Raw genomic sequence first — 23,470 nt, 5'->3', positions numbered from 1 at the left:
GACCGTTGAGGTCATTGTCGGTGATGATGGTAAGTGGTCTGTGAAGGTTCCTGAGGGTACTGAGCTCAAGCCTGGTGACAAGATTGTTGTTACTGATGGTGACGGCAATAAGGTGACTGCAGTCGTTCAGGGCGGCGGTCTTTCCTCCACAGATCAGAATGGCGGAATGTCGTCTAATGATGGTTCGTCTTCCAACACTGATGAGTCCAAGAAAATTGGTGAATGTGTTGCCATCTCAGCGGCTGCTGGCTTGCCTCTGCTGTTCCTGATTCCTCTGGCTTTGGGTACGCAGCTCCACATCCCAGGCATCGATCAGCTGAGCTCACCGCTTGCAAACGGTGTTGAGTCGTTCAACAAGCAGATTCGTGACGCTCAAGTTGCACTGCATAAGCAGCTGGGTATTTACAATCCACAGCTTGCTAATGCTGTAAGTGACTTCAACCGTTCCTTGCGTGATGGCGGCTTCTTGGTCGCAGGTATTGCTGCTCTAGCAGTGGCAGGTGCGACCTACGCGGCCTGCACCAATAGTGATGACCTCAGCTCTAAGAGCTCTTCTGAGACTCCTTCTAAGGACCCTCAGAACAACTAAGATTAGTGGCTTAGGCATTCGCTTAGCGTAGACTCCCTCTTCCTCCGGCAGGAAGCGGGAGTCTTCCTGGTTTTCTATCGGTTGCTAGAGCACTTAAGCACCCTTGTTGTTAGAAAGCGGACAATTGGCTCTTCGAGGTTGATTGGCACATTTAGCTCTTGACAGTAGGACACCTAACGCGTTTACTGAATCTTGTTCAGTATTAGTAAAGCGATACCTTACTTTTGGTGTTGGGGATGGTTGAGGGAAGGCTGGAGAACTATCGTGAAAGAAACAGCAACAGGGTCTGTGGTGGGCCAAGACAAGATGGTTGACCGGTTTGAGGCGGAGCCGGGGGCGCGGCGGGCTGCCGTGAGCAAGGCCGAGCACGCGCAACTAAAAGCAGAGCGGGAAGCCGGGCGCAAGGCGCTTAAGCAGTTGCTGCGGCCGGTTGCGGTGTATCTCAACGTGGGGCGGGTACTGGCGGTTATCGCCGGCGTATTGGCCATTGCGCCATATGTGGCGTTGGTAGTGCTGGGTAATATTATCTACCAAGCTTATGCGGCGGGGGAGACCGTTGACCGTGACGCTGTCTGGGGCACTGTGATGTGGTTAGTCGGGTTGTTTGGTATGAGGCTATTCGTTAACGCGGTCGCACTGCTGGTTACTCATTATGCGGATATCAAGATGTCAGCACTGGTTAAGGAGCGGATGATCGGCAGGCTGGGGCACGCGCCGCTGGGCTGGTTTAGTAAGACCAACGCGGGCAAAGTACGCAAGGCTATCCAGGATGACCTGTGCATGGTGCACGCGCTTGTCGCGCACAAACCAGTGGATGTGACGCAGGCGGTGGTCACGCCGATTGCACTGATTGGCCTGGCTTTTTATATCGACTGGCGTTTGGCTCTGCTGACGGTAGCCAGCCTTCCGGCCTATATTGCCGCCAACGTGTGGATGATGCAGGATTTGGGTGAAAAGACCGTGGAGATGGACGCGCACCTGGGGCGGGTATCTGCCATGATGGTGGAGTTCTTCATGGGGATCTTCGTGGTCAAGGCCTTCGGTGTAGTTGGCCAGGCGCATAAGCGGTACCAGGACGCGGCGGATGATTTATCCCACTTCTATTTGGCCTGGGTTACGCCCATGTTGCGGGGCTCGGCGGCGGCAACGGCTGCCATTTCCATCCCCATTCTGCTGGCCATCAATTTGGGTGGTGGAGCGGCCATGGCCAGGGCCGGGTGGGTAACTCCGCCGGAGGTCCTGACCACCACGCTCATCGCTTTGACGGTACCGGCGGCAATAACCGTGGTTTCGTCCATGACGTGGGCCTATCAGATGGCCGGCGCGGCGGCGCACAGGATTGTGAAGACTCTGGAGATTCCGGTGATGGAAACGCCATCGGTGGAGCCGGAGATGCACGGGCATGCCGTGGAGTTTTCCAACGTTAGTTTCTCCTACGGGGACCACGTGGCCGTGGAAGGCGTTGACTTGCGCCTTGAAGAGGATACGGTGACCGCGCTCATTGGCGCGTCCGGTTCCGGTAAGTCCACTTAATTGGGGGTGTGGATATCCGGGAGCTGTCCGCCGCTACGTTGTACAAGACGGGGGCGTTCGTGCTGCAGGATCCGCAGCTGCTGCGCATTTCGCTGCGTGACAACATCCGCCTGGCCCGGCCGGATGCCACGGATGAGCAGGTATGTGCCGCAGCCCAGAAGGCGCAAATCTGGCAGGTTATTGAGGAGCTGCCGCACGGCTTGGACACCGTTTTTGGCGCGGAGACCCACCTATCCGGTGGGCAGGCACAGCGCATAGCTATCGCCCGGGCCCTTCTTGCTGACTCCCCGGTGCTTATCCTCGATGAAGCCACCGCGTTTGCAGCCCCGGAGTCCGAAGCCCAGATCCAGGCCGCGCTCAACGAGCTGGTGGTGGGGCGCACAGTCCTCGTCATTGCGCAAAAGCTGGACACCATCCGCCAGGCGAACAAGATTGTAGCGCTCAACCATCAAGGTCAGGTGGAAGACATTGGTACCCACGCGGAGCTCTACTCCCGGGGCGGGACCTACCAAAGGTTCTGGGATGAACGTGCCAAGGCCACCGGCTCGCAGCTAACCTAGACGCATGACTTCCCCGCGCGCAGGAAAAAAGACCGGGCCCAAGCCTAAGTTCACGGAACGTGACGTGGTGGAGGCCGCGCTGAAGGTAGGAGTCGCGGACTTCACCCTGGCCCAGGTGGCCAAGGAGCTAGGTGTGGCTACCTCAGCGGTTTACCGGCTCTTTGACGGCCGCTATGACTTAGTCCGCGCTTGCCTAGAGCACACCGCCCGTGAGCTCGTATTGCCCATCCCACCCGAGCGGAGCTGGCAAGAAATCCTGCGCGACTGGGCGGACAGGTGCTGGGAGCTGATGGAGAAATACCCCGGTTTGGCGCTGACTATCATGCAGAACCCCAGCGCCATGCTGTACCTGGATAAGTACTTCGCGGAGCTTGCGCAGGCTTTGGAAGCGGCTGGCATGGACAGGTCGTCTGTGGAGTTTGCCCTGGATTTTATTGGAGACACCGTAATTGCCACGCACATCAGCATCTCCGCTCTCCGGGGCCCGGCGGGGGATACCGCACACAGCGAGTGGGACGTCATTGTTGAACATTCGGACCCCAATTCCGTGTTCTCCCCTCAAGAGTCCTGGAAGGGCCGCGGTTTCTTGGATGCCAAAATTGACTTCATTATCACTGGTATAGAGCGCGGCATACCCCACGCTGTCAGTGGCTAGTGGTTAGTGGTTAGTGGCTGTTTGCCAGCTGCCAGTCCAAGAACACCTGCAAGATGTTGATTCCCCAGAGCAGGAAGTAGAGCGCGAAGAACCAGAAGACTCCCATCCACACGCCCCAGCGCAGGTAGGCCCGCAACTTCCGGAGCGTTATGACAAAAGCCCCGGCCAAGCCAAATAGCGGGGTGGCAAAGGCTAGTGGCATCCAGATAAAGCGCTGGGTGTCAGAGCAGATCCAGGTATTGGGGCCGCAGTCAGGGCCACCGATAAGTCTGAAGATAAGTAAAGAACCAAGCCCTAGTATCAGTGATACGGCCGTGACCGTGACTAAGAACCAGAACGCCTGCCGTGAGGATTGGGCGTTGCGTGCGGGATCGGGGGCATCGGCAAGATCGTCAAACGTCTTTGGCTCCGGACGGACCAAGTTCGCGCGATCAATATCGCGCTCCAAGTCATTTTCCGGATGTTCCCAAGTCATGCCACTAACCTAGCGCGCCACGGGGTGAACTAGCACAGGAACGCGCATGTGGGGGAGAAGTTCCGTGGCGGTGGAACCAATAAAGACCCGCGCGAAAGCGCCCATTGGGTGAGAACCCAGCACCATCAAATCCCCCTTCTTCCACTTCAAGGAGTCAACGGCACCGCGCCAGCCGGACCCCGACCCCACCTCAGCGGAGATATCCAGTTCAGGATGGGCTTCCCCGGTGATGTCACGCGCAACATCCAGCAATCCCAGGGAGCGCTCACGCCAATCAGAGGTCAGCTTCTTGGCCACGTCTAGGTTGGCGTTCAATGGAGTCTGCGCGAGCCCAGCGGGGGAGAAGGCCAAGATGCGCAGCGCTACCCCCAGGCGGCTGGCAAAGGCCGCTGCCGCCCGCAAAGCCGGATCATCCGCGTTGCCAGTCTCATCCGTATAGGCAAAATTAACGCGGGAAATTCCGTGCTTAGATAACTTCACCGCGCGGGGGGTCAGCCCCAGAGTCACGGGCGAGTAGTGCAAGAGAGCATCAGCGGTGGAGCCAGCAAGGATACGGTTTTTAGCCGCAGATTGGCTAGAGGGAAGCAGGAGGATGTCAGCGTTGAACTTTGCGGCGGCATCGGAAAGTAGCTGCGCCCGACTAGAGCCGGCCACGAAGACCGAAAACTTCTTTGCTAGCGCGCTTTTTTCAATGCCCTCCGTCTCCAGTGCGTCCCGAACCGCGGTCTCAACCGCCTGCGACTCCGCACGCAGCCAGGCCCTATACTTCTTGCCCTGCTTGGATCCCCACGGCTGGGAAAAGGTGGTAACCACGCGGACCTTGACCCGGGTGGAGTGCGAAAGCCAGGCGGCCACGCGCAAGGACTCCGAATCCGCGTTGCGGGGATCCCAAACCGCCAGGACCCGCAGGGGTTGGGAGGGGTCGGTGCGGTTTTCTAAGCCGAGGAGTTCTTTATCGCTCAATGTCTTTTTCGCAGTCTCTAGGGAGGAAGGGCCATGATCCGTCCCCCCTATTATTAGTGCCTACTTCTCTTTTTGTGAAATCTGCTGAGGGTCGTAGACCTCCGCGAGTTTGTTGATCAAGCGAGCAACCTCCCGAGCGTTGCTGAGTTCTTCAGGGGAGAGCCACTGCAAGATTTCCGCGAGAGCCTTAGCGCGTTCGCGGGAGACGGCTGCAAGTTCCGCATGCCCGGCTTCAGTAAGCGTTACCAACACACCGCGCCGGTCTGTGGTGTCCCGCATACGCTCAACCAAACCACGGGTCTCCAGGTGGTAGAGGGCGTTGGAAGCGGTAGGCATACGGATGAGCTCCGCCTGGGCGATAACGGAGACCCGGGAGGGACCCCGCTTGCGTAGCTGGTTCATAATGGACACCTGCGATGTAGTCAGGCGGGAGCCTTCAGTGCTGCGTTGGAAGATGACCACCAACTTGTTCATTGCGGGCTGTAGATCAATGGCAACTTCCAGGGCTTTTTCGCGCGAAGCCGGTGATGGTGCTGTTTCTTCACTCATAGAAACTAAATATAGCCAAAATCATTGTTTAAAGCTAGTTTGTTTTGTTTGCCAAGTATTTTCCCAGGGAACGTTCTAGGGCATCTGCTTAGCGGGCGAGCTAGGCTGGGGGCCGTGATTGACAGCGTTAAGACAAAACACCTGGTCTCGCACGAGTGGGAACGCGCGCATGTCTTGCGGGAATTTCGCGCCGGGCGGGTTCCGCGCGAGGAGATTTGTGACGCAGACTTCCTACTGCGGGCCGCTGCGCAGTACCACGGTACCCCCGCCCCACGGAGCTGCCCCGTCTGTAAAGGGGAAATGAAGCAAACTTTCTGGGTCTACGGCCAGGCGCTGGGAAGGCGCGCAGGTAGTGCGCGCAGTGTAGCGGAAATAGCGGAGCTAGCAGGGGAAATAATTCCCTCCGGGCAGGAGTTTACGGTGCATAAAGTAGAAGTCTGCCCACATTGTCGCTGGAACCACCTGCTGGAAACGGCTATTGCCTGTTAGACGTGTTAAATTTAAGGGTTTAAAGGCAATTTTTTTAAAAGTTCCAACAAGAAAAGGCTCAAGATACAGTGACTGTTCCCCAACCGCAGGAGACACAGCGCGGAAAGCGTTCATTCGCCCGCCGCGCCACCAAGGCCAAGAAGCGCCGCTGGCCCTGGATACTTTTGGTTTTCTTCCTAGTCATGCTGATGGTGCCACTGGGCCTTTTTGCCTACGCCTATAACCAGTATTCAGTTCCGGAACCGCAGGAACTAACTAACAAACAGGTGGCCTCCATCTACGCCAGTGACGGCCAAACCGAGTTAGCGCGCCTAGTCCCGCCGGAAGGCAACCGCACTCACGTGAGCTTGGAACAAATTCCCGACCACGTAGAAAACGCTGCCCTGGCGGCAGAAGACCGCGAGTTCTGGACCAACTCCGGCTTCTCCTTCACCGGATTCGCGCGCGCCGTAATGGGCCAAGTTACCGGTGATGACTCCGCCGGTGGCGGCTCCACCATCACCCAGCAGTACGTGAAGAACACGCTGGTTGGAAACGAGCGTTCGTATGTGCGCAAGATCCGCGAGCTCATCTACTCCATCAAGATGACGCGGGAGTGGGACAAAGCCACGATCCTGAACAGCTACTTCAACACCGTCTACTTTGGCCGCAACGCCTACGGAATCCAGGCGGCGTCCAACGCCTACTTCAACAAATCCGTTGAGGAACTGACCGTGGAAGAAGGCGCGCTGCTAGCCGGAATCATCCAGGCACCTTCGGGCTTGGACCCCTGGGCAGACCGAAGTGCCGCAGAGGCCCGTTGGAACTACGTCATGGACGGCATGGTGGAAATGGGCACCATCACCCCGGAGGAACGCGCCGGGATGGTATTCCCGGAGACACGGGACCCTTCTGAATACTCCGCCTACACTGAGGCCACCGGTGCCAACGGCCTGATCAAAAACCAGGTTATCGCCGAACTGGGCCGGATTGGTATCTCCGAGTCAGACGTGCAAACCCGGGGCCTGCAGATCACCACCACCATCGATACGAATATCCAAAACATCTCCATCGACTCCGTGGACACCGCGCTGGCACCGCTGCAAGAAGACGCTCGCGCAGCGGCAGTAACCATTGACCCGGCTACCGGAGCCGTAGTTGGCTACTTTGGCGGCCACGACGCCACCGGCTGGGACTACGCCAACGCGCCACTGCAAACCGGTTCCACCTTCAAGGTGGTCGGGTTGACCGCCGCGCTGCAGCAGGGGATCAGCCTGGATACCTACTACCAGTCCACGTCTTTTAAACTTCCTGGCACCAATACAATTGTGGGTAACTACGACGGCGGTCCTGGCTGTGGCAGCTGTACTATCGCAGAAGCGCTCAAGCAATCCTTCAACCCCTCCTTCTCCCGCCTGCAAAATGACCTGGAAAATAAAGCCCAGGACACCGCAGACATGGGCCACGCTCTAGGTATAGCCCGTGAGCTGCCTAACGTGGGCAAGACCTTGAGCCAAAACGGCGCGCCGCCCCTAGAAGGCATCATCTTGGGCATGTACCCCACCCGGCCGCTGGATATGGCAACCGTTATTGCCACACTTACCAACGGCGGCGTGTGGCACCAGCCGCACTTTGTGCGGCGCGTGACCACCAACGCTGGCGAAGTTCTCTACGAGCACAAGGTAGACGCCGGTGAGCGCCGCGTATCTGAAAAGGTTGCGGAGAACGTACTCAAGGCCATGGGCCCCATTGCCGGGTGGTCCAACGGCGCACTCGCCGGCGGACGCCCCTCCGCAGCCAAGACTGGTACCTCCCAGCTAGGTGATACCGGGCTTAACCGTGACGCCTGGATGATTGGTTCCACCCCGCAGCTGGCCACCGCCGTGTGGGTAGGAACTGCGGATAACACCACGCCTATCTTCAACGAGTGGGGCGGAAACATGTACGGGGCTAACTCCCCAACCCAGATTTGGAAGTCCATCCTGGACCGTTCCCTGGAAGGCCAAGAGCTCAAGCCCTTCCCAGAGGCCAGCCCCATCCGTTACGGCACGGGTACTGCGGGTACTTCCTACTACTACGACCCGACCTACGGTGCTGGCCAGAACACTTGGCAAAATACCTCACCCGTGCAGCCCGTAGAGCCAGCTGAACCAGCCGCCCCGCCAGCGCCACCGGCACCAGTGGCTCCCGCACCGGTGGCCCCCGCGCCCGCACAGCCACCGGCTGACGACCTGGGAGCCCAGCTGAATGAGGCCATCAACGAATTGCTGGGGAACTAGGCATATGGCCCGGAAACTGCAGACTAGACCGGCGGCACAGGCAAGCCCCGTGCCTCTTAGCCAAGAGCGCGCTCCACGGTCGGTTATCGAGTTCTTCGGTGGCCCGCGGGGTGCCCATGCCAGCCGCCCAGTAGATGTGCTGCGGTCAATCTTCTCCGTGGGGTGGATTTTCCTGGCCTTTGCCTACCTGGCCAAGGCAAACTGTGCCGCAGGGCAGCGGGGTGAGGACGGCGTAGTCAACCTCAACTGGGGCGGAAACCGCCAGTACACCTCCTTTTGCTACAACGACATCGTGCCGCTTTACGGCGGGCGTGGCCTTGATAAACCGGGCTTTGTCTACGCCTTTTCCTGGCAAGAAGGGGACCTAACCCGCTACATGGAATACCCCGTCCTGGCGGGAATGTTCCAAGGCGTGATGGGACTAATTGCCCGGAACACCTACGGCCTAGTTGACTGGGCCGAAATACCGGAGGTGGGCTGGTACTTCGCACTGACCGCCTTGGTACTCTCGGTGTGCTGGGTAGCAACGCTGCGCATGGTCGCTGAGCTAGCAGGCAACCGCATGTGGGACACCGTGCTGGTAGCTGCCAGCCCCCTAGTGATTATCCACGCCTTTACTAACTGGGACATCCCGTCAATAACCTTCGCGGTGGCGGCGCTGGTGGCCGTCAAGCGGGGTCACAATGTCCTGGCCGGCGTGCTCATTGGCCTGGGCACGGCCTTCAAACTGTGGCCACTTTTCATGCTGGGCGCATTCCTCGTGCTGGCCATAAGGAACAGGCGCTGGGTTCCTTTCCTCAAAATGTTGCTGGCAACGGTGGTGGCCTGGGTTGCCGTCAACGCGCCCATCGCGCTGCTCTATCCGGAGGCATGGCGGGAGTTCTATCGATTAAACTCCACCCGCGGTTCGGAATGGACAACCATCTACGCGGCGTTAAGCCGCAACCTGCCGGTGGACATCCCCATCTCTGCCATCAACGTGTTTTCACTGGCCAGTTTCCTGGCGTTGTGCGCCGCCATTGGCGTTTTTGGGCTACGGGCGGCACGTACTCCGCGCGTAGCGGAGATGGTGTACCTCATCCTGGTAGCTTTCCTGCTGATGAACAAGGTCTGGTCCCCGCAGTATTCCCTGTGGCTGCTAGTCCCCGCAGTCCTAGCGCTACCGTCCTGGCGCCTCATCTTAAGCTGGGGGCTTTTTGACGCGCTCCTATGGCCGGTCCTGATGTGGCACATGATGGGCGAGGACAACAAGGCAATCCCCCATGAGTTCCTAGACGTAGCAATCCTCTTCCGTGACGGCTTCATCATTGCTATCGCAGTCCTGGTCATCCGGCAGATGCTGGGCAAGGGTGAAGATAAAGTACTGCGCGACAACGGACGTGACCTGCTGGCGGGTGACTTCGCGAAGGTCAAGGCGAACGCTCTATGACCGTGACTATCGTGGGCATAGTGTCCATCACGCTTGGGTTCATCTGCGTGATGTCCGCGTACTACTCATTTCAAAAGGCCGGGGAATCAGGCTCCAGGCGTCCCGCCTTGGTGCTGGGACTGTTGGGATTTCTATTCTTGACCATCATTCCAGCCAGCACAGCGGTGTTCTTCGCCGCCACCCACGGGATGTAGCCACCAAGTAAAAGAGGGCAGCAGGAACATCTTCCTGCTGCCCTCTCTCGTTTTTAGTTGGCTGGGTTGTTTTGCGTTTAGTTGGCTGGGTTGTTGTGCTTTTAGTTGGCTGGGGTGTTGTGCTTTTGGTTGGCGGCGTTGTTTTGCTGGTTTTGCTGTGTTGCTTCTTGTTGGTTGTTGGCTGGGGGCGCTGTATGACATTGGGGGTCAGGTGCGCCGTCGCTGGGGGTGGGTGGTTGCGGAGTGGGGACGGTGGGGGTGTTGGAGGTATCTTTTCCCAGTTGATTGGTGAGAAGTGGTGGTTATGGGGTATTGTTAACGGGTTGCTTGACGCAACAGACCCTCCTGCCATGTCCGCAAAGGTGATATGGCCGAACACAATTACTAGACCATAGGAGGTGATGAGGTCCGTGCGTCACTACGAAGTCATGATTATCCTGGATCCAACCCAGGATGAACGCACCGTTGCCCCGTCCCTAGACAAGTTCCTCGCAGTTATCCGCGATGCGAACGGCAAGGTAGCAAACGTTGATATCTGGGGCAAGCGTCGTCTTGCGTACCCAATCAATAAGAAGGAAGAGGGCATCTATGCCGTTGTTTCCTTGGAATGCGAGTCCGAGGCAGTTCTCGAGCTCGATCGCCGTTTGAACCTGAACGACACTATTCTGCGTACCAAAGTTCTGCGCACCGACGGAAAATAACGAATACTGGGTTTATCAGTAATCCATCGTTGTAAGGAGAATTCATGTCAGTAGGAGATACCAATATCACTGTGGTGGGCAACATGGTTGCCGACCCAGAGCTACGTTTCACTCCCTCGGGAGCTGCAGTCGCTAACTTTCGAGTAGCTTCTACGCCTCGTCGCTATAACTCACAGACTAATCAGTGGGAAGACGGGGAAGCATTGTTCCTCACTTGCAACGTGTGGCGCAACGCCGCTGAGAACGTGGCAGAAACCCTCACGAAGGGCATGCGTGTCATCGTGACCGGGCGTCTGAAGTCCCGTTCCTACCAAACTCGTGAAGGTGACAAGCGCACCGTCATGGAGATTGACGTAGATGAAGTTGGCCCATCCTTGCGTTATGCCAAGGCCCAAGTTAACCGCAACCCCCGTGAGGGCGGTAGCGGTAACTACGGCGGCGGCAACCAGGGTGGCGGTTTCAACAACAATCAGGGCAACCAAGGTGGATTTGGCGGCGGCCAGCAACAGTCGCAGGGAGGCTTTGGTGGAAACAACCAGGGCGGCTCTACGCAGCAGGCTCCGGCAGATGATCCTTGGAACTCCGCACCGCCAGCCGGTGGTTTCGGAGGCGCGTCTGATGAGCCCCCGTTCTAAAATTTTCCGTTCATAAACGCACTATTTATCACTAAATACTCAATATGAAAGGCAGGGATCATGAAGCTGATCCTCACCGCTGCTGTTGAGAACCTCGGCGCCGCAGGCGAAATCGTTGAGGTCAAAAACGGCTACGGACGTAACTATCTGCTTCCACGCGGATTGGCCATTGTGGCCTCTCGTGGTGCTGAGAAGCAGATTGAAGGCATCAAGCGTGCCCAGGAAGCTCGCGCAATCCGCGACCTGGACCACGCACGTGAAGTCCGTGAGCAACTCGAGCAGCTCAACAACGTAGAGGTCAAAGTTAAGACCTCTGAAAAGGGTAAACTCTTCGGTTCCGTTACTGCAGATGACATTGTCAACGCAGTCAAGACCGCTGGTGGCCCATCCCTGGACAAGCGCAACGTTGTGCTTCCCAAGGGCATGGTCAAGAAGACTGGTAACTACCAGGTTGAGGTTAACCTGCATAAGGATGTTCACGGCAAGGTGAACTTCTCGGTCGTCGCCGCGTAGACCACGTTCTATGCGCGATGACGGTTGTGGCTAGTTTCTAAAGCCCAACCCAATGACAACAGCACGCTTTAAAGGCCCTGTTGGCACTTGAAAACCATGTGAGGTGGTTTTGCCAACGGGGCCTTTGGCATGTCCAAAACTTGATTAAAGGGTCGGTGTTGCGGGGCTGTGGATAACTTGGAAAACCTGTGGATAAAATCCCACAGTTCATCAAGATTCAACCTTCGCTTTACGGTTTCTTTTCCGCTGGTCAGGTGGATATCCCCAGATTTAGTGAGACTTTTCACACCCTAAGAAACCCTGCTTGACCTGGTGTTTTCATTGGTGCAGGTCAGCGGGTTGCAAAGTTATCCACAGCCGTCACCTCCCGTTTTGTGAACAACGTCTGATGTCACCTGGGAATTCAACAGCGGCCTGTGGATAACTCCCCGCACTTGTACACAAGGGGTGGATTTTTGGGGACTCGGTAGAGTAGTGGGAAGTAATATTTTCTGAGGAGAACGCCAATGACAGAACCCAGCTTCGATGACAGCTATATTCCGCCGGAACCCGTAGAGGACGTTCCCCCGCCACCCCCTGACGACGGCGGGGGGTACGCACCGGCGGAGAACTTTAAGTCCAAGAGGTCCAAGGAGCCCCGCTATGGGGACTTCCGCCACCCGCCCGCAGATAGGGAGGCGGAACAGGGTGTGTTGGGAGCCATGCTGCTCAGTCCCAACACGGCTGCGGAGATCTTGGAAATCCTGCGGGATGAAGATTTCTTCTACCCCCAGCACTCATTGATCTTCAGGGCCATGATGGATCTTTTCTCCAATGGCATGGAGTTGGACGCCGTTATTTTGGCCGGCCGCTTAGACCGCTATAACGAGCTCGAACGCGTGGGTGGGGCACCGTACCTGCACACGCTGCTGGCCTCTGTGCCAACCGCCGCGAACGCGCGTTACTACGCGGAGATTGTGGCGGAGAAGGCTATCTTGCGCCGGCTGGTGGACGCGGGCACACAAGTTGTGCAGTTGGGCTTTGAGGCCACCGAGGACGCCGAAATCGAGTTTGTACTCAACAAGGCCCAGCAGGCGGTGTTGGACGTTTCCCGCCGTAAGCAGACGGAGGATTACAAGCGGCTTGAGGAACTCATTGATCCCACCATTGATGAACTGGTCAACCTTCAAAACCATGGCGGAATCGAGTTAGGCGTGCCTACCGGGCTGCATGACTTGGATAAGCTCACCAACGGTCTGCACGCAGGCCAGATGGTAATTGTGGCCGCTCGTCCGGGTGTGGGTAAGTCCACGTTGGCCATGGACTTCATGCGTTCATGCTCGTTGCACAATAACAAGACCAGCGTCATCTTCTCCTTGGAAATGTCCGCCTCGGAGATCCTTATGCGCCTGTTGTCTGCGGAATCTGAAGTCAAGCTAGCTGATATGCGCGCCGGCCGGATCAACCAAGAGGACTGGGCAAAGTTGGAAAAAACCCTTGATAAGATCCAGAACGCCCCCATGTTTATCGATGACTCGCCAAACCTGACCATGATGGAGATCCGTACTAAGGCCCGCAAGATTAAGCAGCAACACGGCCTGGACCTCATTGTGTTGGACTACATGCAGCTGATGAGCTCCGGCAAGAAAGTGGAGTCGCGCCAGCAGGAGGTTTCTGAATTCTCCCGTAACCTGAAACTTTTGGCCAAGGAGCTGGAAGTTCCCCTCATTGCTATTTCCCAGCTCAACCGTGGTCCGGAAGCGCGTACTGATAAAAAGCCCCAGCTCGCTGACCTGCGTGAGTCTGGCTCGCTGGAGCAGGACGCGGATATGGTTATGTTGCTCTACCGCCCGGATTCCCAAGAGCGGGACAACGAGCGCGCCGGTGAGGCGGATATCATCCTAGCCAAGCACCGTGGCGGGCCCATTGACACCGTGACTATCGCCCACCAGTTGCATTACTCCAAGTTCGTCAACATGGCCCACGGATAGGTCCCTGACCTTCTCCGGGTCCCCCAGGCGGGGGCCCAGGGCTACTAGCAGCGCGAATAGCGCTGCTAGCGCTATGGCCAGCCACTGCCAGCGGGGGAACCAGCGCGGACCTACGCGCGCGGCCATGAGCGCCCCCAGCCAGGCACCCAGGGTGTTAAAAGCCAAGTCGTCTACGTCGGTGCGCCCCAGCGCAAAGGCGAACTGGGTGAGCTCAATGCCCAGGCTTATCCCCGCTGCCACCAACGTTGCTTTGGCTACTGACTGCGCCTTGCCCAAAAACATGAACAGTAGCGCGCCCAGGGGGATGAACAAGGCCAGGTTTCCGCCGTACTCGAACAGCGGCTTGAACCAGCTGCCGCTGAAGAGATCATCTAAGGGGATAAGCCGCAGCTGCCGCACGCGCTGGTTTTCGGGCAACCACAAGTACCCGATCTGGAAGAACGCTTTGAGCGTAGTGAGGGAAAGTACTACCCCCAGGTAGCAGGCGGTGGAGGCGTAGCGCAGCACTTAGCGTAGCCCCTTGCCTTTTTGCTCTGGTAGGGCCAGCGCCGCGAGCGCCGCTACGGTAAAGGAGGTGGCAAAGAGGGCAAACAGCCACCCCGCGCCGGCGGAGTGGAGAACGAGCGGCACCAATAGTGGCGCGGCGATGGATGCCAGGCGGCCAAAGCCGGCGGCCGCGCCCGTGCCAGCCCCGCGCAGGTGCGTGGGGTAGAGCTCCGGGCCAATGGCGTAGAGCGCACCCCACGCGCCCAGGTTGAAGAAGGAGAGCAGGCAGCCGGCGGCAACGATAGCCACGGCGGAGCCGGAGGCGCCGTAGAGCCCGGCGGCCACGGCGGAGCCCACTAGGAACGCCGCCAGGGTGGGGCGCCTGCCCCAGACCTCAATGAGCCAGGCGGCCACGGCGTAGCCGGGCAGCTGCGCTAGCGTCATTATCAGGGTGAAGGAAAAAGAGCGTACCAAGCTGAAACCGTCGGCTACCAGCAAGGAGGGGATCCAGATAAACGCCCCGTAGTAGCTTAAGTTGACGCAGAACCATACGGTCCACAGCGCGATAGTGCGCCGGCGCAGGTTGGGGGAGAAGATGGACTTTGAGCGGTCGTCTACCGAGCTCTTGGGGAGGTCAGAGAACCTGGTGACGCCCTGCTCGAAGGAGGATACTACGGCTTCAGCTTTCTGGTGCTGGCCGGTGGCCTCCAGGTAGCGGACGGATTCCGGTAGGTTGCGCCGCACGTAGAGTGCGTAGATAGCAGGCACCATGCCAATGGCTAGGGCCCAGCGCCATCCGCTGTCCGATGCCCCCACGATGAACGTCCCAATCACAGCCGCCATGATCCAGCCCACGGCCCAGAAGGCTTCCAAGATGACCACCATGCGGCCGCGCACGCGCACGGGTGCGAACTCGGAGACCAGCGTCGAGGCCACGGGCAGCTCTGCACCAAGACCCAGGCCTACTACGAACCGCAGGGCGATGAGCACGCCCAGGCCGGTGGCCAGCGCGGAGGCACCGGTGGCCAAACCGTAGACCAGCAGCGTGAGCGCGAAGATGTTGCGGCGGCCGAATTTGTCCGCCAGGAGCCCCCCGAAGGTAGCACCCACGGCCATGCCCACAAACCCGATGGAGGCTAGCCATGAGGATTGCGTGGGAGTTATCCCCCAATGGACGGCCAGCGCGGCCATGATGAATGAAACAAGTCCTACATCCATAGCGTCAAGCGCCCACCCTATGCCGGAGCCAAGGAGTAGGCGCTTGTGCTTTGCGGTGACCGGCAGCCGGTCCAACCGTTCGTTACGAGTCAAAGTCATGCCGGTTAGCATACATGAATAAATCTTTTTAGTCGCAAAGAATTGCTCACCACAAACACGGAGCTAAAAGCCATGGCCAGCCCCGCGAAAAGCGGGTTGAGAAGACCTACTGCTGCCACGGGAATGAGTATGACGTTGTAGGCGAAGGCCCAAAAAAGGTTCCCTTTGATGACTTTCAAGGTCTGCCGTGACAGCCGGATGGCGTCCACCGCGGAGAGCAAGTCGGAGTTCATCAGCGTGATGTCTGCCGCCTCCATGGCCACGTCCGTACCGGAAGCCATGGCTATTCCCAGATCCGCTCGGGCTAGCGCAGCTGCGTCGTTAACGCCGTCGCCCACCATGGCCACCACCCGGCCGGCGGCTTGCAGCTTTTCCACCTGTGCAACCTTGTCGGCCGGCATGACTTCAGCCATGACGTGGGAGATTCCTACTTCCTTGGCCACCGCGTCCGCCGCGGACTGCGCGTCCCCTGTTAGCAGATAGGGCTCCAAACCTAGGTCCTTGAACGCGGCTATAGCCCGCGCCGAGGACTCCTTGACGGTGTCGCGCAGGGCAATGTCACCGGCGTGACGTCCGTCAACAAACACCGCGACCACGGTGGCGTCCCCGGGCCTCGCATCCTGGGAACCGGAGGCCACCGGCCGCCCCACCACAACGCGCTTGCCGTCAACGGTGGCCTCCACGCCCTGGCCGGCGGTGGAGCGAAAGCCAGTTCCCGCCGCCACGTCGGGGGCGGCGGCCACGATAGCGCGCGCGATGGGGTGCTCAGAGCCTTTTTCTACCGCTGCGGCCAGCCGTAGGACTTCCGGATCTGGTCTGCCCACCACTGACATTGCGCCTTTGGTGATGGTCCCTGTCTTGTCCAGTACAACTGTGTCCACCTTGCGCGTGGACTCCAAGATTTCCGGGCCTTTGATGAGGATCCCTAGCTGGGAACCGCGGCCGGTTCCCACGATGATGGCGGTGGGAGTAGCAAGCCCCATGGCGCACGGACAGGCGATGATGAGGACGGATACTGCCGCCACGAACGCTGGTGCGGGGTCATTGTGGATTACCCAGTGGGCTACCAACGTTAGTGCGGATATGCCAATCACCGCGGGAACAAAAACCTGCGCGATTTTATCCACCAGGCGCTGTACCGGTGCCTTGGTGGCCTGCGCTTGGCTCACCAGTGCGGCCATCTGTGATAGGACGGTGTCTTCGCCCACCTGGGTTACCCGCACGTGGAGCCGGCCGGAGGTATTTATTGTTGCGCCCGTAACGCGGTCGCCGGCGCTTACCTCCCGTGGCAGGGACTCACCGGTGAGCATGGACTCATCTACGGCGGAGTCCCCCTCAAGAACTTCACCGTCTGCGGCTATCTTTTCACCGGGGCGCACCACAATGACGTCGCCGGGCCGGAGATTTCCCACCGGCACCCGGCGTTCAGTACCGCCCAATCCCCCGCCATCGTCCGGGGGGTTAACACCGCCCTGGGTGTTTACACCGCCCTGGGTGTTTACACCGCCCACCACAATGGTGGCCTCCCGGGCTCCCATGTCCAGCAGTGCCCGGAGGGCCTCCGAGGACCGGCCTTTGGCGCGGTGCTCAAACCAGCGCCCCAGGAGCAGGAAGGTAATGACCATGCCTACGGATTCGAGGTAGATATGACCCATCTCTGCGGAGTTAGACACCAGCGTCATGTGCATCTTCATGCCCGGGTGGCCGGCATTTCCAATCGTCAGTGCCCACAGAGACCAGCCGTAGGCGGCCGCAGTTCCCATGGTGATAAGGGTGTCCATGGTAAAAGAACCGTGTTTTAGGTTGGTCCACGTGGCCTTGTGGAAGGGCGCGCCCCCATAGACAAACACGATGGTGGCTAGCACCAGTGCCACCCACTGCCAGTAGTCGAACTGCAGCGCGGGAACCATGGACACCGCCATGGTGGGCAGGGACAGCGCGCCAGAGACAAGCGTGCGGCGCAGCAGGCGCTTTTCCTCCCCGGTTTCTCCGGTGGAGTCCGCCTCACCCTCATCTTGGCGCAGCTCGTGGGCCTGGTAACCGGCTTTCTCAACGGTGGCTATCAGGTCAGCAACCTCAACGGAGATGGGGAAATCCACCGCTGCCGTTTCAGTAGCAAAGTTAACGGTGGCGCTAACGCCTTCCATCTTGTTGAGCTTGCGTTCCACCCGGCCGGAGCACGAGGTACAGGTCATCCCGGAAACGCCTAGCTCAACATGTCTGGGCGCTAAGACTGCGCCCGGAGGCGGCCCGGGGGTTGCGGGGGAGTGTTTAGGCGAGTTCGTAGCCAGCCTCCCGGATAGCCTCCGCGACCTGTTCATCGTTGAAGTCTGTGCCCTCAACCGTTACTTTGCCGGTGGTGGCGTTGGCGGTCACGGAGGAAACTCCGGTGATTTCCCCGACTTCTTCCTGTACGGACTTCTCACAATGCGCGCAGGTCATGCCTTTTACGGTATAGATTTTCATAGCTCGGTGGCATCCTTTCAAAAACGGGCTTTAAGCCTGACAAGTTCTCAAAGCTCAACTATATAGCAGACCCCAATCCGCGGTGCTGGGCTCACGCCCCCTAGCTGCGGCTGACCCGGGCGTGCTTGCGCTCGTCGCCCCCAAGAAACCGGGTGCGCGCTTCGCGGGGAATAAACGCCGCCTAGAGTCCGTTGTGGGGAAAGAACCCTAAAAACAAGACTGTGCTCCCTGGTAGCCCTGTGCGCGCCGGGAGCGTGAAAGAAGGATAATTTTTCATGGCAACCGTAGATATTACCGAGAAGGACTTTGAGTCCACCGTTACCAAAGAAGGCATTGTGCTGGTCGACGCCTGGGCAGAGTGGTGTGGCCCGTGCAAGCGCTTTGGCCCCATCTTCGAAAAGGCTTCCGAGGATCACGCGGACGTTACCTTCGCCAAACTTGATACTGAGGCTAACCAGGGCCTGGCTGGTGCGCTGCAAATCCAGTCCATCCCTACCCTGATGGCTTTCCGCGACGGCGTCATGGTGTTCCGTGAAGCAGGAGCCCTCCCCCCGGCAGCTCTGGATGACCTGGTCAACCAGATTAAGGGCTTGGACATGGATGAGGTCCGCCAGCAGGTCGAGCAACAGCAACAGTAATTAAGTACGAAAGTATTACGCGCTTTCCCCGTATCATGTTGGGGGAAAGCGCTTTTATTTTTGGAGGAAGAAAAAACATATGGCAAACCCAGTGAGCAAGGGATGGAAGTACTTGAAGGCTTCGCTCGATAGCAAAATTGAGCAAAACGCCGACCCTAAGATTCAGATCCAGCAGGCTATAGATGAGGCCAAGCGCCAACATCAAGAGATAACGGAACAGGCTGCCGAGATAATTGGGAACAAATCCCGTCTGGAAATGCAGATGAACCGCCTGTCCGAGCAAGCTGAGGGCTACCAACAGCAGGTGAAAGCGGCGCTGCAGAAGGCGGCGGAGGCGCTAGATGGCACCGTGGCAGCCGAATACAACCGTGCTGCTGAAGTGGTGGCCAGCCAGCTGGTAGCGGCGGAAACCCAGCTAGAGGACCTGAAAATCCAACACCGGGCTGCCGCTCAGGCCGCCGAACGGGCCAAAATGCAGCAGCAGCACTCGGAAGCGCGGCTGAAAGAGCAACTCACTGAGGCCAACCAATTGATGGCCCAAGCAGACCAGGCGAAGATGCAGGAACAATCCGCGCAGGCGCTGTCTTCTTTTGATGAGATGGCGCCTAGTGATAGCACACCAACCCTGGATGGCGTCCGGGCGAAGTTGGAAAAGCGCTATGCGGAGGCACTGGGCGCTCAGGAGCTGGCCCAGGCCGGCAGCGCGCACTTCGACGTCAACGCAGCTACTACCGACATCAAGGCCAACGCCCGGTTGGAAGAGATTCGCGCGAAGATGAACAAAGAGCTGGAGTCTTAATCATCGAGGTTGATGAGTACGCCGCGGATTCCGGAGTGGAACCCGTCGCGTAGGCTCACGCGCTGCACTTCAGTCAACGTGTATTCGTGCAGGGTTTCGCAGGCGAACTGCAAGAGCGGGCGGTCAATTTCTGGTGGCAGCCCGCCGCCAGACAGCAGGTGCGCCTGATCGCGTTGCTCGGTTGACGCGGCATTTTCAAACCACCAGGACGCGTACTGCTGGCCCACATCGAACGGGGTTTGGAAACCGGCGGTGGTCCAGACTTCCTCGGGTAGTGGGACGTAGCGCGAACGCAACTTGCGGCGCGGTGCCATCATGGATGGCTTTGGTGGGGTCGGCCGGGGTGCGGGTTTGGGCTCCTCGGCGGCCGCCTCGCGCGTGTCTTGGGCCTGTTCAGGCTGCTCCTTCGGTGCCGCCGTGTCCCGGGGGTCAGCGGAACTCTGCTGGTCTGGCGCGTCCCCGGTCGCTTGCTCTGAGGCGACGGCGTTTTCTGCGCAGTCCTCTTGCTTCGCTGGCTGCGGTGCCGCGTCCTCGCCAGTCGCTTGTACGTTGGCGGGAGCCGGGGTTTTCGCGGTAGTCGAAGCGGCGCCGGAGTCGGGTGTCTCCGCTTTGGGATTGTCACGCGGGGCTGGCGCGGGGCTAGCCGGAGCTGGTGCCGGTGGTTCTTTGGGGATGGGGGTGAAGGTCGCTTCTACTTCCGAAGGCTCATCGATATCCGCAGCTGCAGAGGGCGCAGCGGGTTGATCTGCGTTCCCTTCCTGGTCCTCCGGGCAGTCCGCAGCGGGCTTTGCGTCCGGTTCCGGGGAGTCCTCGTGTGCTTCCCGCACCTGGGGTGGGATGGGCCCTTCGAGCACCTGGATTTCCATGGCGTCAGCAAAGTCCTCGCGCGGGTCCAAGATAGTGGTGGTGTCACAGGCGTGACGCAGGGCGGAGGACATGGAGTCCCACCCAAAGCCATAGAGGTGAACCCGGACGCCGTTGAGGACTGCTTCTTCCACGCCGGGGATCATGTCTGCGTCGCCGGAGACCAGCACAATGTCGCTTACCTGGCCTTTCATAGAGGAAACCACTATGTCGGCCACTAGGCGGGTGTCTACCCCCTTCTGTGTGCGGCGGTCGCCCCATTCGATGAGCTGTCCGGTACGCAGCTGGACCCCATCGCAGGTGCGTAGAGCACGCTGATAGCGGTGAGGTCCGGTCTCGCGGATGCCGTCGTACCAATACTGGCGTTGAATTTTTTGGTCTAGCTGGCCTTCAATCATGGTGGCTAAGATGTTGACCACTTCAGGCAGATCGATTTCTAACTGCGCCTGAGCACCGGTTTCCCAGGTGTTATAGAAGCTGGCTAGTAAATAAGACGTGTCTACAAAGACTAGTGTGCGGTTGAGCATTGTTATTTCCTAAATGTTTAACGTAAGTATCTCCCTCTAGTGTGCCCTAAAACGCAGGAAAATTCGATTCTTATTGCCAAACTTCCTGTTCGGTGCTACGGTTAGTTACACAACTAACTAACCAACTAACTACGCGGAAGGAGGTACCCGCAAGTGGATAATTCCTCGCAGCCATTGTTTAGACAAATTGCTGCGCTTATTGAGGACTCCATCGTGGATGGGACCCTGTCAGAAGGTGCGCAAGCGCCGTCCACCAACGAGCTGGCTGAGTTTCACAACATCAACCCCGCCACCGCCCGCAAAGGCATCGCCTTGTTGGTGGAGCTGGGGGTGCTGGAGAAGAAAAGGGGCATCGGCATGTTTGTCGCAGTCGGTGCGGCAGAAGCCATCCGGGAGCGCAGGCGCGCCGAGTTTGCAGGCCAGTTCGTGGCCCCCTTGGTCGATGAGGCCGCGCGTCTTGGCTACTCCCGCCACCAATTACTAGAACTTGTCCGCCGCGTCGCAGAAAGTCGAGGACTCTACGCATGATCCAAGCAACAAACCTCACCTGGAAACCCCTGAAGAACACCCCGGCCCTTAACTTCCGCCTGGAACCGGGGCTTACCCACGGCCTGGTGGGCAAAAACGGAATAGGCAAGACCACGCTGCTGCGCATGATTGCCGGGCAGCTGGACTCTTCCGGGCTAAGTGTCTTTGGCCAAGACCCCTTTGACAACCGGGCCGTCATGGACCGCACCATCTTGATGGGTATTGACGCCCCGCTCGTTGATTCCTGGAGTATGAAGCAGCTCCTGACCATTGGTCGCACCCGCTGGGCTACCTGGGATGAGGCCCGCGCGGAAGAGCTCATCGCACGTTTTAATCTTCCCAACAAGAAATATTCGGCGCTCTCGCGCGGACAGAAATCCGCGCTGGGCATCACCCTTGCCTTTGCCTCTGGGTGTGAGCTCGTGTTGCTCGACGAGCCCTACCTGGGCCTGGACATCAGCAGCCGGGAGGAGTTCTACCGCGTGCTGCGCGAGGAGCAGGGCAGGCGCACCATAGTCATCTCCACGCACCACTTGGATGAGCTTGCCGGCCACCTGGACACCGTCTTGCTGCTCGGTGAGCACCCGCTATCCGGGCGCGTGGATGACCTGCTCGACGCCGTCATTGAGGTCAAGGGCCCGGCGGAGAAGATGGCGCAACTCAAAGGCGTCGCCATCCTTTCGCGCGAAAGTACCCCACTCGGTGAGCGCATTCTTGCCGATGCCCGCCCCGACCGCGCCACTGCCATCTTCGCCCAGGCCGCAGAGCTGGGGCTCACCGCCAGCGAGGTTAGCCTCGAGCGCGCGATCCTGGCCCTAGAGGCGTTTTCCCCAACCGAACAGGAGGTGAATGGCAGTGACTAAGCAAGTGACTAAGCATCTGAAACTCTTCTGGTTCCTCTGCGACAAGAGAGAGATGGTCCTTCGGGCCCTAGGCCTAACATTTGTGTATTTCGCCTTTCTTGTCAGCGCGGCTGAGGCCCCCACCCTTCCCGAGAAGTTCATAGAAACGCTCGCCATATTCTGCGCCACGGTGGCGTTTTTCACCACCAAGTCTAAATACGAGCGCTACGCCCGCCTGGGCCTGCCTTTTAGTACCTGGCGAACCCACGTGCGTGTGTCTAACACTGCCTGGCAATTAACCCTCGCGGCCCTCCTAGCCTTCTTTGTCACTCCCGGCACCCAATGGCTGGTACTAATTCCCCTGCTAGGCGCCGCGGGAATCTGGTTCTACAGCTACGAGCGCTGGGGGAAACCTGCTGGCCAGCGGGACGCCAAAACACCCGACTCCGCACAACTGGGCAGGTTCCCGGCCACCGTGCTCGGTCAGTTGGTCTGGCGCCATGAGTCCCCGATGTGGCTCATTATCTGGTTGTATGTGGCAGCCGGGGCGGCACTTCTGCGGCTCAACGTTTTCCCGGTGGATGCACTAACGACCTGGACCATTATGACCGTGCCGATCCTGCTAAACACCCGGGCCAACATCAAGAACGTGCTGAGCCTCGGTGAAACAAGGAAGAACTGGGCACGAGCAATGGCTACTAGCGGCGCCGTGGGAATAGCCGGCAGCGTGGCCATCGTATTGGCCATCTATGCGGTGGGGATTGCTTTTACTGGTGAGATCCGGAACGAGTATCCACTGGTGTTGCTCGTTGGAAGTCTCACCATCGGAGTCATCGCTAGGCACGGCCGGGAGTTATTCTTAAAAACCACTTTCAGACTTATCGCATTCGTCCTAGCAGCCCTTTTAGTACTAGGCCTGGTATTGCTTCTGCAGGCTACGGTAACGGTGTACCTGCCAGCGGGAGCGCTTAGTGGCCAGTGGGCCGGAACGCTTATCTTCCTAGCGATAGCGGGATTCTGGCTGGCAGCCTTACCCAAAGTGGTCAAGCGGGTTAACCCCTTCTAGCTCCCGGCTGCCGCGAAAGACGCATGACGACGGGAGAATTCCCAAAAACACGCTTGTATCGCCAGTTTGAGAGCTGTAAAAACGCTTTTGAACTGGCGATTTGTGTTGTGTTCGCGCCCTGTGTAACTTTATACAAGTCAGAGCGACCGACAACGCCCCAAGAACTTCAAGTTCTTCAGTGTGGCGGGAGGAAAACAAGTTTCTGACAATTACCTTCCGATTAAGAATCAAACACCTAGTGTTTGCTACTTAATGGTGTGGTGACGATGTCTGAGAACTCAATAGTGTACCAATGTACTTATATAACTTATGGTTGTTTGTGACTTTTTTGTTGTTGTGTGCTTGGGTTGTGCCGGTGCCGTTATGTGCGGTGTTGGTTGGTGTGTGCCGGGTGGTGCCCTTTTCCATATAGGGGTGTCACTGT

Annotated in this window: 24 protein-coding genes and 1 pseudogene; 17 read left to right on the top strand and 8 right to left on the bottom strand. The window is 58.6% G+C overall.

The features are described from left to right. The 4 genes and pseudogenes from F4V58_RS12620 to F4V58_RS11355 form a co-directional block, all read left to right on the top strand. Window positions 1-589, top strand: a pseudogene (locus F4V58_RS12620) (hypothetical protein); the annotation flags it as partial. A 264-nt stretch (window positions 590-853) separates the two neighbouring features. Continuing rightward, entirely contained in the window at window positions 854-2,122 is a 1,269-nt protein-coding gene (locus F4V58_RS11360) for an ABC transporter transmembrane domain-containing protein (RefSeq protein WP_245802998.1), read from the top strand. 8 nt (window positions 2,123-2,130) lie between these two features. Further along, on the top strand, window positions 2,131-2,682 hold the full coding sequence (locus tag F4V58_RS12905) for an ATP-binding cassette domain-containing protein (protein WP_245802997.1): 552 nt from the start codon (window positions 2,131-2,133) through the stop codon (window positions 2,680-2,682). A 4-nt stretch (window positions 2,683-2,686) separates the two neighbouring features. Beyond that, entirely contained in the window at window positions 2,687-3,337 is a 651-nt protein-coding gene (locus tag F4V58_RS11355; protein ID WP_075736104.1) for a TetR/AcrR family transcriptional regulator, read from the top strand. Window positions 3,338-3,347: 10 nt separating this feature from the next. Here F4V58_RS11355 and F4V58_RS11350 read toward each other — a convergent pair whose 3' ends face one another. The 3 genes from F4V58_RS11350 to F4V58_RS11340 are packed head-to-tail and all read right to left on the bottom strand — an operon-like array spanning window position 3,348 to window position 5,324. Further along, window positions 3,348-3,812, bottom strand: a complete 465-nt coding sequence (locus F4V58_RS11350) for a hypothetical protein (RefSeq protein ID WP_075736102.1) — start codon at window positions 3,810-3,812, stop codon at window positions 3,348-3,350. A 9-nt stretch (window positions 3,813-3,821) separates the two neighbouring features. After that, the gene (locus F4V58_RS11345) at window positions 3,822-4,775 is read right to left on the bottom strand and encodes a universal stress protein (RefSeq protein ID WP_075736100.1); all 954 of its coding nucleotides are present in this window, start codon (window positions 4,773-4,775) and stop codon (window positions 3,822-3,824) included. A 60-nt stretch (window positions 4,776-4,835) separates the two neighbouring features. Continuing rightward, window positions 4,836-5,324, bottom strand: a complete 489-nt coding sequence (locus F4V58_RS11340) for a MarR family winged helix-turn-helix transcriptional regulator (protein WP_075736098.1) — start codon at window positions 5,322-5,324, stop codon at window positions 4,836-4,838. Window positions 5,325-5,441: 117 nt separating this feature from the next. Between F4V58_RS11340 and F4V58_RS11335 the strand changes: the two genes are divergently transcribed. The 8 genes from F4V58_RS11335 to dnaB all read left to right on the top strand — a co-directional run bounded on the left by F4V58_RS11335 (window position 5,442) and on the right by dnaB (window position 13,513). Continuing rightward, the gene (locus F4V58_RS11335; RefSeq protein ID WP_075736739.1) at window positions 5,442-5,813 is read left to right on the top strand and encodes a DUF5318 family protein; all 372 of its coding nucleotides are present in this window, start codon (window positions 5,442-5,444) and stop codon (window positions 5,811-5,813) included. 182 nt (window positions 5,814-5,995) lie between these two features. Next, window positions 5,996-8,071 (top strand): transglycosylase domain-containing protein, encoded by a 2,076-nt coding sequence (locus F4V58_RS11330; protein WP_150385813.1) that lies wholly within the window; start codon window positions 5,996-5,998, stop codon window positions 8,069-8,071. 4 nt (window positions 8,072-8,075) lie between these two features. Further along, window positions 8,076-9,500, top strand: a complete 1,425-nt coding sequence (locus F4V58_RS11325; protein ID WP_075736094.1) for a glycosyltransferase family 87 protein — start codon at window positions 8,076-8,078, stop codon at window positions 9,498-9,500. Beyond that, entirely contained in the window at window positions 9,497-9,694 is a 198-nt protein-coding gene (locus tag F4V58_RS11320; protein ID WP_075736092.1) for a hypothetical protein, read from the top strand. Before F4V58_RS11325 ends, F4V58_RS11320 begins: the two co-directional genes overlap by 4 nt. A 410-nt stretch (window positions 9,695-10,104) precedes the next feature. Next, window positions 10,105-10,395, top strand: coding sequence for a 30S ribosomal protein S6 (gene rpsF / locus F4V58_RS11315; RefSeq protein WP_211272757.1), 291 nt, complete (start codon window positions 10,105-10,107; stop codon window positions 10,393-10,395). A 44-nt stretch (window positions 10,396-10,439) separates the two neighbouring features. Then, window positions 10,440-11,030 (top strand): single-stranded DNA-binding protein, encoded by a 591-nt coding sequence (locus F4V58_RS11310; protein WP_075736088.1) that lies wholly within the window; start codon window positions 10,440-10,442, stop codon window positions 11,028-11,030. Between the two features lie 60 nt (window positions 11,031-11,090). Then, window positions 11,091-11,543 (top strand): 50S ribosomal protein L9, encoded by a 453-nt coding sequence (rplI, locus tag F4V58_RS11305; RefSeq protein WP_075736086.1) that lies wholly within the window; start codon window positions 11,091-11,093, stop codon window positions 11,541-11,543. A gap of 506 nt (window positions 11,544-12,049) precedes the next feature. Then, window positions 12,050-13,513, top strand: a complete 1,464-nt coding sequence (dnaB, locus tag F4V58_RS11300) for a replicative DNA helicase (RefSeq protein WP_075736084.1) — start codon at window positions 12,050-12,052, stop codon at window positions 13,511-13,513. Here the strand turns inward: dnaB and F4V58_RS11295 are convergent. The 4 genes from F4V58_RS11295 to F4V58_RS11280 form a co-directional block, all read right to left on the bottom strand. Continuing rightward, window positions 13,424-14,017: a VanZ family protein gene (locus F4V58_RS11295; protein ID WP_425429765.1), complete on the bottom strand. Its 594-nt coding sequence runs from the start codon at window positions 14,015-14,017 to the stop codon at window positions 13,424-13,426. The two genes, dnaB and F4V58_RS11295, sit on opposite strands and share 90 nt — an antisense overlap. A gap of 3 nt (window positions 14,018-14,020) precedes the next feature. Continuing rightward, on the bottom strand, window positions 14,021-15,316 hold the full coding sequence (locus F4V58_RS11290) for an MFS transporter (RefSeq protein WP_150385812.1): 1,296 nt from the start codon (window positions 15,314-15,316) through the stop codon (window positions 14,021-14,023). A 5-nt stretch (window positions 15,317-15,321) separates the two neighbouring features. Beyond that, window positions 15,322-17,511: a heavy metal translocating P-type ATPase gene (locus F4V58_RS11285; protein ID WP_075736078.1), complete on the bottom strand. Its 2,190-nt coding sequence runs from the start codon at window positions 17,509-17,511 to the stop codon at window positions 15,322-15,324. Window positions 17,512-17,587: 76 nt separating this feature from the next. Further along, window positions 17,588-17,782 carry a heavy-metal-associated domain-containing protein gene (locus F4V58_RS11280; protein WP_075736076.1) on the bottom strand — a complete coding sequence of 65 codons (195 nt, stop codon included), beginning with the start codon at window positions 17,780-17,782 and terminating at the stop codon, window positions 17,588-17,590. 275 nt (window positions 17,783-18,057) lie between these two features. Between F4V58_RS11280 and trxA the strand changes: the two genes are divergently transcribed. Both trxA and F4V58_RS11270 read left to right on the top strand, forming a co-directional pair. Continuing rightward, entirely contained in the window at window positions 18,058-18,420 is a 363-nt protein-coding gene (trxA, locus tag F4V58_RS11275) for a thioredoxin (protein WP_075736074.1), read from the top strand. A gap of 79 nt (window positions 18,421-18,499) precedes the next feature. Continuing rightward, window positions 18,500-19,219, top strand: a complete 720-nt coding sequence (locus F4V58_RS11270) for a PspA/IM30 family protein (RefSeq protein WP_075736072.1) — start codon at window positions 18,500-18,502, stop codon at window positions 19,217-19,219. On the opposite strand, the gene F4V58_RS11265 is transcribed toward F4V58_RS11270, so the two are convergent. After that, the gene (locus F4V58_RS11265; RefSeq protein WP_075736070.1) at window positions 19,216-20,610 is read right to left on the bottom strand and encodes an NYN domain-containing protein; all 1,395 of its coding nucleotides are present in this window, start codon (window positions 20,608-20,610) and stop codon (window positions 19,216-19,218) included. The genes F4V58_RS11270 and F4V58_RS11265 overlap by 4 nt on opposite strands. Window positions 20,611-20,763: 153 nt before the next feature. On the opposite strand from F4V58_RS11265, the gene F4V58_RS11260 reads away from it, so the two are divergent. The 3 genes from F4V58_RS11260 to F4V58_RS11250 are packed head-to-tail and all read left to right on the top strand — an operon-like array spanning window position 20,764 to window position 23,046. Continuing rightward, the gene (locus F4V58_RS11260) at window positions 20,764-21,138 is read left to right on the top strand and encodes a GntR family transcriptional regulator (RefSeq protein ID WP_075736068.1); all 375 of its coding nucleotides are present in this window, start codon (window positions 20,764-20,766) and stop codon (window positions 21,136-21,138) included. Beyond that, on the top strand, window positions 21,135-22,001 hold the full coding sequence (locus F4V58_RS11255) for an ATP-binding cassette domain-containing protein (protein WP_084559781.1): 867 nt from the start codon (window positions 21,135-21,137) through the stop codon (window positions 21,999-22,001). Before F4V58_RS11260 ends, F4V58_RS11255 begins: the two co-directional genes overlap by 4 nt. Continuing rightward, the gene (locus tag F4V58_RS11250; protein ID WP_150385811.1) at window positions 21,994-23,046 is read left to right on the top strand and encodes a hypothetical protein; all 1,053 of its coding nucleotides are present in this window, start codon (window positions 21,994-21,996) and stop codon (window positions 23,044-23,046) included. The genes F4V58_RS11255 and F4V58_RS11250 overlap by 8 nt, the downstream gene beginning before the upstream one ends. Window positions 23,047-23,470: the final 424 nt, after the last annotated feature.

It is taken from the genome of Corynebacterium phocae (assembly GCF_008693075.1).
Taxonomy (GTDB): Bacteria; Actinomycetota; Actinomycetes; order Mycobacteriales; family Mycobacteriaceae; genus Corynebacterium; species Corynebacterium phocae.
This window is presented reverse-complemented; position numbering and strand designations above follow the sequence as displayed.